Source organism: Sinorhizobium sp. B11, from assembly GCA_039725955.1.
Taxonomy (GTDB): Bacteria; Pseudomonadota; Alphaproteobacteria; order Rhizobiales; family Rhizobiaceae; genus Rhizobium.
In genome coordinates this window covers 2458269-2468206 of sequence record CP091034.1, presented here as the reverse complement: position 1 = coordinate 2468206, position 9938 = coordinate 2458269, and the positions used below count along the sequence as shown (strand labels likewise).

Sequence of the window (9938 nt, the reverse complement as noted above, 5' to 3'; positions counted from 1 at the left end):
CACTATTCTTGCTCCTGGCCGTTCTGCTCACCCGAGTTCCTGGGCAAGCCCGATAAGGATGCCTTCGGGGCCGCGGATGTAGCAGAGCCGGTAGGTGTCCTGATACCGGACGACTTCGCCGACGAGTTCGGCGCCGCGTGCACGCAGCCTTTCGAGCGTCTCGTCAATATCGTCGACGGCGAACATGACGCGGAGGTAGCCCAGCGCGTTGACCGGGGCGTTCCGGTGGTCGGCGACGACCTGCGGTCTCAGGAAGCGGGAGAGTTCGAGCCGGCTGTGGCCGTCAGGCGTGCGCATCATGGCGATCTCGACATGCTGATCGCCGAGGCCCGTGACCCGTCCGGCCCATTCTCCCTCGATCATGGCCCGGCCTTCGAGTTCGAGGCCGAGTTCGCGAAAGAAATCAATCGCTTCTCCGAGGTCTTCGACGACGATTCCCACATTATCCATTCGCTTGAGCGCCATATTCCCGATCTCCAGGCTGCTGTTTCACTCTACAAGGCCTCGCCTCGTGCACCAGAGGACGTTCGAGGCGGCGCAACGCCGACAGCCATCCGGCTAGATTTTTGCTTTCCGCATGATCGCGATATGGTCCGTTGCAATTGGCACGCACAGGACTAACTTTCGGGAACCACGCCCCTTCGTGGCGAAGATATCAAAGGGAAGCAAAGGCATGTGCCGGAACATCAAGCCCCTGTTCAATTTCGATCCGCCGGCGACGGACGCGGAAATCCACGATGCTGCGCTCCAGTTCGTGCGCAAGCTCAGCGGAACCAACAAGCCATCGAAACGCAACGAGGCCGCGTTCGAAAACGCGGTCATGGCGATTGCGAATTGTGCCCGAGAATTGCTCGATTCGATGGAGACGTCGCAACCGCCCCGCGACCGCGAGGAAGTCGCCGCCAAGGCGAAAGCACGATCGGCAGCCCGCTTCGCCTGAAAGCACACTTGCCGATCCTAGTCACTCGCCGTGATAGCGGCTGATAAAGCTCCAGACTTCGGCCGCCGTCTCGATATCGTTGCTGCATCCCCCGAAACGCGGTCCGTCCGGCGGATCGTCCATGCCGGAGCCGGCATCGGGGCGGGCGAGGCGGGGCCAGCAGTGGCCGCCGTTTTCGATGCGATACAGTTGAACGCCCGTATCGGCCTGGCATCCGGTCCATTGCACAAGACTGGCGCGGGTGAGGTCATGCGGATTGAGATGCGGCAGCGGCGTTGACGTCTCCCCGGTGCAGCCGTCGATCCGGCGCCAGTATTCGGTCGTCTCGGGCACGGAAAGCAGCCGTCCGAAGGAGCGGATGTAGCCGTCGTAGCGCTGCACGTCGTCGCTCGTGCCGTTGATCATCATGACCGGCATGGGGTGGCCGGGCTTGCAATCTTCGACCTGCGCTTCGTTGATCGCGCTGGCGACAGGCGCGATTGCCGATATCCTGTCGGGAAGCGCGCAGGCGAGCGTATAGGTCATCAGCGCGCCGAAGGAGAAGCCCGTGGCATAGACCCTTGAGCCGTCGGCAATCTTCCGGCTGACGAGATCGTCGATCATGGTGCGGAAAAAGCCGATGTCGTCGACCGGCTCGCCATTGATGGCAGGCTTTCTGGATTTGATATTCCAGGCGCCATCGATCGCTTCCGGATAGAGGGTTATGAAGTTCTCGCGATCGGCGACGGCATCGAATCCGCTGTTTTTCTGGAAGTTCGCGGCCTTGTCGTCGGACCCGTACATGACGATGACGAGCGGGGCAGGGTGCCCCGCCGCGCCCGCGGGAATATGCAGGATCGCGGTTCGGTCGACGCCCTGCCATCTGTAGGTCAGGAGGTCATCGGCATGAGCGCCCCTCGCGCCGAGGAGAAATGCCGGACCGAGGATCAGGCCGAAGAGAAAAAGGAAGCCGGCAAATGGCAGGCGTGGCAATGCGCAGAACATCAAACGTCCTCGCTTTCTGACGAAAACACAGCGACGAAACATATGCCATTGCCCAGCACCGGCAATGAACCGACGAAGCGACGCAATGGCGCAGGCTGCCGTCTTCATCGGCTGGATCTAACCCGCCGCACTTGCTTGCCACATCTCGTTCGTCACGGAGGCGGCGAGGCAGTGCCACCGGTTCGCCCCTCCCACCTGTGGGGAGGGGTTGGGGAGGGCTCGCCACCATTGCGGACGGGTCTTTGGCGCGCCTTCTTGCCCCCGGCGCTGAGGCGGCTAATTTGCCGCAGATATTGCTCAATTCAGAGACTGTTGCATGTCACAATCCTGTTGGAATTGATGGCTAGACGGGCGAAAAATCGGCAGCGAGGATCGGCAGATGGCAGAAGAGAAGCCCCTGGACCTGACGGGCGAAATCGTCGACTTCGATGCGGGGCACGGAGAGGCGGCCACCGTCGAGATGGACGACTATTCCAAGAGCCTGGCGCAGGCGAAGGCAAAGTCGGTCAAGCTGGTGGATGCGATCACCGGCGCCACGCTGAAGAAGAAGGATGCCTTCCATTTCGACGATCTGCGCCCGGCGCTTGCCGATTTCGTGCGGCAGAAACATCCGGGCCTCCGCTCGGACGATTATATCAGCCGCAAGCTGATCGACGACTATCGCGGCCAGTACATTGCCGAATTGCTGCGCGACGAACGCGGCGAGCTCTCCAACCTGGAAGATGAAGTCGTCGAGAGCCTGAAGAGCCACGACACGCTCGCCGAAAACATCGAAGAAGATTACGAGGAACGCCGTTCGCTCGGCGACCGTGTCGCCGATGTCGTCGCCACCTTCGGCGGAAGCTGGACCTTCATCATCTCCTTCTGCTTCTTTCTCGCCGTCTGGATGGGCATCAACCTGGCGCTGGGCGACAAGGCTGCCTTCGACGTCTATCCCTTCATCCTGCTGAACCTCATCCTTTCGACCATCGCCGCCCTGCAGGCGCCGATCATCATGATGAGCCAGCGCCGCCAGGAAGCGAAAGACCGGCTGAGGGCGCTCAACGATTACAAGGTCAATCTCAAGGCGGAACTCGAAATCCGCCATCTGCATGAAAAGGTCGATCACCTCCTGAACCGGCAGTGGGAACGGCTGACCGAGATCCAGCAGATCCAGATCGAAATGATGCTGGAACAGGCCAAGGCCGCCAATCGCGCGCTGAAGCTCAGCAAGGCGCAGAAATCCAAGACCAATGCGCTGAAGAACCTGTTCAGCACCAAGCCTGCCGGCGAGGAGACCGAGGAATAGGGGAGTGGCCGTGCAGGGGGCACAAAAAATAAAAGAGGCCTCGAAGGGCCTCTTTTGGGTTGTTTAGACTCATTCGCGTCGCATTCTCTGCAGAATGCGCACAGCCCCCCTAAGGGCATCGCAACGGAGTGCATCGAAAGTAAGTGTTCACCCCGGCAATGTCAAGCCCCATGGCACCCATTCAGTTGCAAATTATCTATGCAACCCAAACCATTGGGTGTAACGCTACCGTAAAGCAAACGCGGTTGCAAGTTCATGAAAACTGTCGTCGAAAAGCATGCCGAGGGGCTGCTGGCAGAGTTTGAAATCGAGCTGGAAATCTACGAGAGAGCTCAGTTTACTGCTCTTTGCGCGCAGGCCAATGGCGACTTCCTCACCAGCGCATTGAAGGAACTGCGCGGGGTCGCCAAGAGCGTCGCGAAGGCCAAGGCGCGTGCCGAGGCGGCGGGAACGAAGTGCGAAGCTGCCGCGCTCATCCCGAAAATCATCCGCACCTATTATCGAAAACTCGGCGAGCAATCGAAGCTCTTTCCGGCATTGTCATTGTTCGAAGCGGCCTACCGCACGCATCTGTCGGCATGGATGGAGCATCATTATGGCACGCCCCAATGGTGGGGCGACATCTATGCCCACATCAAGCGCGGCGGCAAATCCTCCGATTTTTCCGATATCAACGGGGTTAGCGTCACGGCCGGTACGCCTCGCGTGATCGAGAACATGCTGAGAGGCATAGACGGACAGGGCCTGCACGGAACGCTGATCCCCACCCTGAGCGATGGCAGGAAGATGCTGGAGAGGAGCAAGCTCTCCGACATCGAAGAGCTGATCCGCGAACAATGGGTGCAGTTCAAGACCTCGATACCAGACAGGCTTCATCACGGCGCGCCCCTGGACCTCGAAGTCTTCATGGGCATGTTCAGAAGGGTGCGCGACGCGCGCAATCTCTGCTCGCATCACCGCGAGGTGAAGGACCGCGCGGGTATTCTCAGCAATATCGAGCAGCTCGTCGATCTCGTGAACGTACACCTCGAAATGGCGTTGGCCGCCGTCCACACGGCCGCCGTCAGGCCATATCCGTTCCAGGTGCTGGCAGTCGAAAAACATTCGATAGGCCTGCCGGAGCGCCAGATCTTCGAGACTGTCTTTACGATCGACACCGTCATCAGGACGTCGGATCTGAAGGCGTTCTCGCTCGGCGAGGCGCTGATCATGGCGCTCGAGCCGCTGTCGGCAGACGACCGACTGAAGCTGACCAGCATCTCGGTCCGGGCGAAGTGATGCTCACCGCGCCATGAATGACCTGGCTCCCGGCGGAGATTTATTCGCCGGGAGCCGGGCCACTTTCAGCCGGGTTATGGCGAGGGGAGGATCATCAGCAGGCGTTCGCCGCATCCGGCTGGACCGAATTCGTCGAAGGGGTCGGCGCCGGGTTGCCTGTGCCGCTGTTGGTCGTGCGCTGGCAGTCGTTCGGGTCGCCGCCCGAAGAGCCGGAATTGGTGGTGTTGCTGGACGGATTGCCGGCGTTGTTGGTCGAGCCGGTCGTATTGTTGTCCGTCGTGCCGCCGTTGGTGCCGCTGCCGTTCATGTTGCTGCCGGTGCCGTTGCTGTTGCCATTGGTGCCGGAGGTGCTGCTGCCGCTGCCGGATGTGCCGCCCGAGGCGCCGGAAGACTGGGCCATGACCGGGGCCGCCAGGGTGAGGGCGAGGGCGGACGTTGCAAGGATTCTCAGAAACATCGGTATTGCCTCTTCAATTGGAGCTTTGTGACAGAGGCTCAACCTGACGAGGCTCTCAATGTTCCGTCTTTTGCTGCCCGGACGGGGAAAGGGTGCGTTGCCGTACCAAGGGCGAGGTTGAGGGAACTTTGGCCGCTCCAGTTCGTTCTATTCCGCTTCCGAACTGCAATCCGAAAAGGCTGATATGTCCAACCGAGACGGCACGCGTGTGCTTTTCGACCGCATCTGGTCTGCCGGCGTCCAGGCGGCGCGGGAGGGGCGGCACAGGGAACTCGACTATCTCGTCCACATGCGCCCCAGCCTCGAGGAGTATCAGGCCGGCCGGGGGCTGCGAATGACGCATATGATCAAGGTCGTGCAGCTCGGCATGTCGAGACTGCGGGCAGCCGGCGACCTGCCGGGAGAGTGACCTGCTGACTGAGGCGAGGACGGGGCCTCGCCGTCGATCACCACGAGTTGAGGCCCATATCGCGCTTTCCGTTCATGACACGCACGGAGTTCGGGCCGATCTTGTTCCAGGTCTCGCAGATTTCCTTTCCGGCGTCCCGACCCTTCCAGGTTCGGCAAAACTTATTGCCGGCAATGTGCCATTTGCCTTCGATCAGGATCACGTCGCCGTTGTCGAGCTTGACCTGACCCTTGGCGGTCCCGTCCTTCGATATGGACAGCATGCCGGCATACCCCTCCTTCGGTCCGCCCAGGGTGAGTTCCTTGCCGTTTGACAACAGGGCCGTCAGTTCCTTGCCCGTCATCGCCGTCGCGGCGATTGCGGGGAATGCGCCGAAGACAAGGACCACTGCCAAAGCTGCGATGCGCTTCATGTTCCGTCCTCCACCTGGATGCCGATGATCTCCTGCTGGTCTTCCCAACCAGCCGGCGAAATGATGCACCAGGGATCGCGATAACAACAATTAGCCATTGCGGATTATCCTGTCAGAGATCATTGGTGCCCGGGAAATGTTCTAACAGATGTTGCGCTACCTCGAGTTGCGCAACCCTGTGAATCCCGCGAGGGTATAGGCCGTTTCAAGACGAGATCGCGGCGAGAGCGATGAGGCTGACGAAGACGCTCAGCGGCGGAAGGTGCTGCATGTCTCGGTGGCGCAGAACAGTCACGATCGCGGCTGCGATGATGACCGTGGCGAGCACCAGGCCGAAGCTTCGACTGGCTGGAAACGCAATCAGGGCGGCCGCCGATATCTCAAGTCCGCCTGTCAGGATGCCCCACCAGCGCGGATAGCCCCAGCGGGCAAAATCGCTTCGTATCCCTGACGTGCCGATGGCGTTGACGAGGCCGGCGCCCGATAATGCGGCGCACAGGAACCAGACTGAGAGAACATGAACCATCTCAGTGCGCACCTGCAATCATGGGAACTGCCGCCAGGATCATGATCGCGGCCGTCAGGCCATGAATGCCGAAGGCGCTTTTCGCGGAGCCTTTCGCAGCGAGAATGACCAGCATGTCGCCGAGAGGGATGATCGCCTCGATCAAGAGCACGATGCCGATCCCGCGCTGGACACCCCAGACCATGAAGGCAAGCACCAGCAATCCGGCGACGATATCGCGAACGCCCTTGAGGCGGAGCCATGCGGGGAAATTCGGGTCATCGCCCGGGAGCGGCAGGCCGAAGCTGCGCACCATGGTCGTCGGGCTCGCAATATAGCCGGTGCCGATCGCGATAATTGCAAGGGCCACAAGCAGCCCGATCCCATTCAGAAGCCAACCCATCACGCCATCCTTCTAGCGGTTTGAAATAATCTAGCAGTGCTAACATTTATGCTAGCGTTGCTAGATATTCAAGCCGTGATATTATCTCTGCATTCACGCGGCAGGGCATGGAGGTTGGAATGGGTATCGCAGAGCGAAAAAGCCGGGAGCGCGCCGATCGCGAAGATCGTATCGTCGTGGCAGCCCGTGGCATCGCCGAGAGCGAGGGATGGGAGGCCGTCACGATCCGCCGCCTGGCCAAGGAGATCGAATACAGCCAGCCGGTTCTCTATTCGCATTTCGAGAACAGGGATGCGATCGTGGCAGCCGTCGCAATCGAGGGCTTCAGGGAGCTCGCGGCCGCTCTTTGCGCCGCGGCGGAAGGGGCGAAGGGCAGGCGGGAGGCCCTGACCGATCTTGCCATAGCCTATTTCGACTTCGCGCAAAGCCGCCCGTCGCTCTACGAGGCCATGTTTGTCCTCCCGACCCAGCTGCGCTTCGCCGAAGCCGAGACGCGGCCGGAGCTTCGGGCCGGTTTCGAGGCATTGGCCGCGGCGGTATCTCCGTTCTGCGCCGATGCGGAGATCGTGACCGAGACATTCTGGGCAGCCCTTCACGGGCTTGTCGCGCTCGAACGGGCAGGGCGCATCAGGCCCGGCATGCGGGACGAGCGCATCGCGCTGGTCGTTCGGGCGATCGTGGATGAGGGAGGTCATTCGCGCAGCCGTGGCTGACATTGCCCGGTCGACGATTGCCCGTTCGATCTCCGGGCAGTTGCCGCCCACCACCATCGAACGAGGACGAGCAATGTGTTAATCGTCCTGGAAGGCACGGGATTAGAACGGACGCATCAATGGCCGGGTCGGGCGGTGAACGCCTATCTCTCAAGCTCGCGGCGCATCCGGCCAAACTCCACTGAGGCCGGCAGGCTGTCAAACGGAACTGCACAAAAATCGAGAATACTCACCGGGGGATGAGCCAATGGACGAAGATCATACGAAACGCATGATCCTTGAATTCCTGAGGAAGCACACCCTGGCGGTCATTGCGACCTGCCATGGTAATGGAACGCCGGAGGCTGCTACGATCGACCTCTCGGTGCGCGACAATCTTGAGATCGTGTTCAGCACTTTCACGCATACGCGAAAGTTCGACAATCTCGCCGAGCGTCCCGGCGTCGCGTTCGTTGTCGGATGGGACGACAATATCACGGTTCAATACGAAGGTGAGGCGACAATAGTTCCTGCCGCGGATATCGAACAATACCAGGACGCTTATCTCAACAGCCTTCCGGCCGCCAGGGAGTTCATCGAGAGAGGGGCCGTGTTGTTCAAAGCGGTGCCGCGGTGGATTCGACATTCCGATTTCAACAAGGAGCCTCCCGAGCTGATCGCGGTTCAATTCTGAGAGGCGGAACGGTTTCGGGGGCGTCGGTTAAATCGTGACCCTTGTGGGGGGCGAAGGACGGGTCGAGACCCGTGGCTCGACCCCTGCAGCCCGGCAAGGCAGAGGGGGTGCCTCAAGGCGCACCATCACGCCCCCGCCGCCCGCAATTCCCCCTTCAGATGATCCGCCAGCCTCAAGGCCAACGCCACTGCCGGCAAGGTCGGGTTGGCCTGTCCTGACACCGGAAAGACCGAGCTGCCGGCGACATAGAGGTTTTCGAGGTCGTGACAGCGGCAGTTGCCGTCCACCACGCTCGAGCGGGGCGAGGCGCCCATGCGGGTCAGGCCGATCTGGTGATAGCCGTCGAGCGCCTGGCGGCGGACGGCGGTTTGCAGGCCATCTTCGGGGTGAAGCCATTCGAAGGTGCCGATCTGCCTTGTGCCGATCCATTCCGCCAGCGCATGGTGGCACCTGATCAGCGAGGCGAGATCCTCCTCGTCGAAGTCGAAACTGACGGCGAGCCGCTTCAGGCCGGTTTCATCGACCTCGGAGCTTAGCCGTACGCGGTTGGACGCGACCGGCCGCTGTTCGCCGTGATAGGCGAGCCAGTAGAGATGCTCGCCGTTCTTGACGAAGAAATTCGGCTGCCGCTCGGATTTGAGCGCTGATGTCGTCAGCTGCAGGGCGGCGTTGAAGCTTTGCACCGGGTTTGCGACGAGATCGGACAGCGAGGTGGTATCGGATACTTTCGACTTGAAGGACATGCGGCGCATCTTGCGCCTGCCGGTGATCGCCTTGAACAGGTTCAGCGTCGCACGCGCGCCCGCCGTCGCATAGACCTCTTCCAGCGGCGGGCTGCGCAGCCAGAAGACGCTGTTCAGGAGGTCGCGCTCGTTCTGCAGGGCGATGCTCGGTATCAGCCGCGCGCGAAACCAGGCGCCGGTGCCGTTGCGGCGGAAGAACATCTTTTCCATGAAGCTGCGATCGGTAAAGCGGATGCGGGCAAGCTCGCCGGCCAGATGCCCCATGTAATAGCGCCCGAGCGGGCCATCGACGCCGCCGAAAAGCCGCGGCGCGATCTCCTGTGCGGCCAGCAGCAGCCTGGCATTTTCGCGCCCGCCGCAGGCCAGTACGAAGATCGTGGCGCCGAGCGAATGCAGCTTGCCGCGATGCCACACCATCAGCCGTTTCGTGCGGGCGCCTTCGCGGTCGAGATCGAGGCCGATCACGGTCGCCTGGGTGACGAGGTGCAGGTTCGGCAGGCTTTCGATCAGCGCTCCGTGCGCTTTTGCCATATCCGGCTCGCGGGCCCAGCTCTCGATCGAGGGTTCGAATTCGCCGTCCATGTCTGGCATATCGACTGCCGGCAGCTCGGCGCCGAGAAAGGCGCGGGCATCGTCGTAATAGGCCCTGAAGGCGCTGTGTTCGATCGGCCAGCGGGCATCGCCGCGCGCCGGCCTGCCATCGAAATCGCTGTCGTCGAACTCGACGCAGCGGCCGCCCCAGGCTTTCGAGGTGCCGCCGACCGCGCGGCGGATCGTCAGGCTCGCTTCGGCATGGTGGTCGGTGCTGATGGAGGCGGCTGCCGCCAGCCGGTTCGTCCTCTCTGAAATGGTCTTGCCGCCGGATTCAAGCAGCGCGACAGACAGACCGGAGCGGGCAAGCGCGATGCCCAGCGCCAGGCCGACGGGCCCCGAGCCGACGACGCAAACGTCGACACGTCCCGCAAGCAGGTTTTGAAGCGACGAAATCATTTCACCATCCCGGCTTATGATGGCGGGATCATAGCCGCATTTTTCGGCGCGTGTAATGTATTTTGTGAGGCTTCAGCCCTTGGTTGTCTTGGGCGATATCTTTGGGGCGCTGTCTGGGGTGGGGCGCGGGGAAAGCTGCTCCC

General features: G+C 61.5%; 13 protein-coding genes. 6 read left to right on the top strand and 7 right to left on the bottom strand.

Going from position 1 to position 9938, the window contains the following annotated elements:
* Window positions 1-27: 27 nt before the first annotated feature.
* Window positions 28-465, bottom strand: coding sequence for a VOC family protein (locus tag LVY75_22205; GenBank protein ID XAZ21537.1), 438 nt, complete (start codon window positions 463-465; stop codon window positions 28-30).
* Window positions 466-673: 208 nt separating this feature from the next.
* Between LVY75_22205 and LVY75_22200 the strand changes: the two genes are divergently transcribed.
* Window positions 674-940 carry a DUF2277 domain-containing protein gene (locus tag LVY75_22200; GenBank protein XAZ21536.1) on the top strand — a complete coding sequence of 89 codons (267 nt, stop codon included), beginning with the start codon at window positions 674-676 and terminating at the stop codon, window positions 938-940.
* Window positions 941-961: 21 nt separating this feature from the next.
* On the opposite strand, the gene LVY75_22195 is transcribed toward LVY75_22200, so the two are convergent.
* A complete protein-coding gene (locus LVY75_22195) occupies window positions 962-1924 on the bottom strand; it encodes a hypothetical protein (GenBank protein XAZ21535.1) in 963 nt (320 codons plus the stop codon).
* Between the two features lie 379 nt (window positions 1925-2303).
* On the opposite strand from LVY75_22195, the gene LVY75_22190 reads away from it, so the two are divergent.
* Both LVY75_22190 and LVY75_22185 read left to right on the top strand, forming a co-directional pair.
* A complete protein-coding gene (locus tag LVY75_22190; GenBank protein ID XAZ21534.1) occupies window positions 2304-3212 on the top strand; it encodes a DUF1003 domain-containing protein in 909 nt (302 codons plus the stop codon).
* Window positions 3213-3467: 255 nt separating this feature from the next.
* Window positions 3468-4490 (top strand): hypothetical protein, encoded by a 1023-nt coding sequence (locus tag LVY75_22185; protein XAZ21533.1) that lies wholly within the window; start codon window positions 3468-3470, stop codon window positions 4488-4490.
* 94 nt (window positions 4491-4584) lie between these two features.
* Here the strand turns inward: LVY75_22185 and LVY75_22180 are convergent, their stop codons facing one another.
* A complete protein-coding gene (locus tag LVY75_22180) occupies window positions 4585-4947 on the bottom strand; it encodes an oxidoreductase (GenBank protein XAZ21532.1) in 363 nt (120 codons plus the stop codon).
* 184 nt (window positions 4948-5131) lie between these two features.
* Here LVY75_22180 and LVY75_22175 point away from each other — a divergent pair, with 184 nt between their 5' ends.
* Entirely contained in the window at window positions 5132-5356 is a 225-nt protein-coding gene (locus LVY75_22175; protein ID XAZ21531.1) for a hypothetical protein, read from the top strand.
* A gap of 37 nt (window positions 5357-5393) precedes the next feature.
* Here the strand turns inward: LVY75_22175 and LVY75_22170 are convergent, their stop codons facing one another.
* From LVY75_22170 to LVY75_22160, 3 genes are all read right to left on the bottom strand, one after another.
* Window positions 5394-5768 (bottom strand): hypothetical protein, encoded by a 375-nt coding sequence (locus LVY75_22170; GenBank protein XAZ21530.1) that lies wholly within the window; start codon window positions 5766-5768, stop codon window positions 5394-5396.
* Window positions 5769-5973: 205 nt separating this feature from the next.
* Window positions 5974-6294, bottom strand: a complete 321-nt coding sequence (locus tag LVY75_22165) for a DoxX family protein (protein ID XAZ21529.1) — start codon at window positions 6292-6294, stop codon at window positions 5974-5976.
* Window position 6295: 1 nt separating this feature from the next.
* Window positions 6296-6676, bottom strand: a complete 381-nt coding sequence (locus LVY75_22160) for a DUF4267 domain-containing protein (GenBank protein XAZ21528.1) — start codon at window positions 6674-6676, stop codon at window positions 6296-6298.
* Between the two features lie 119 nt (window positions 6677-6795).
* Here LVY75_22160 and LVY75_22155 point away from each other — a divergent pair, with 119 nt between their 5' ends.
* A complete protein-coding gene (locus tag LVY75_22155) occupies window positions 6796-7389 on the top strand; it encodes a TetR/AcrR family transcriptional regulator (GenBank protein XAZ21527.1) in 594 nt (197 codons plus the stop codon).
* 247 nt (window positions 7390-7636) lie between these two features.
* Window positions 7637-8062: a pyridoxamine 5'-phosphate oxidase family protein gene (locus tag LVY75_22150; GenBank protein ID XAZ21526.1), complete on the top strand. Its 426-nt coding sequence runs from the start codon at window positions 7637-7639 to the stop codon at window positions 8060-8062.
* Window positions 8063-8187: 125 nt separating this feature from the next.
* Here LVY75_22150 and LVY75_22145 read toward each other — a convergent pair whose 3' ends face one another.
* On the bottom strand, window positions 8188-9795 hold the full coding sequence (locus LVY75_22145; protein ID XAZ21525.1) for a GMC oxidoreductase: 1608 nt from the start codon (window positions 9793-9795) through the stop codon (window positions 8188-8190).
* Window positions 9796-9938: the final 143 nt, after the last annotated feature.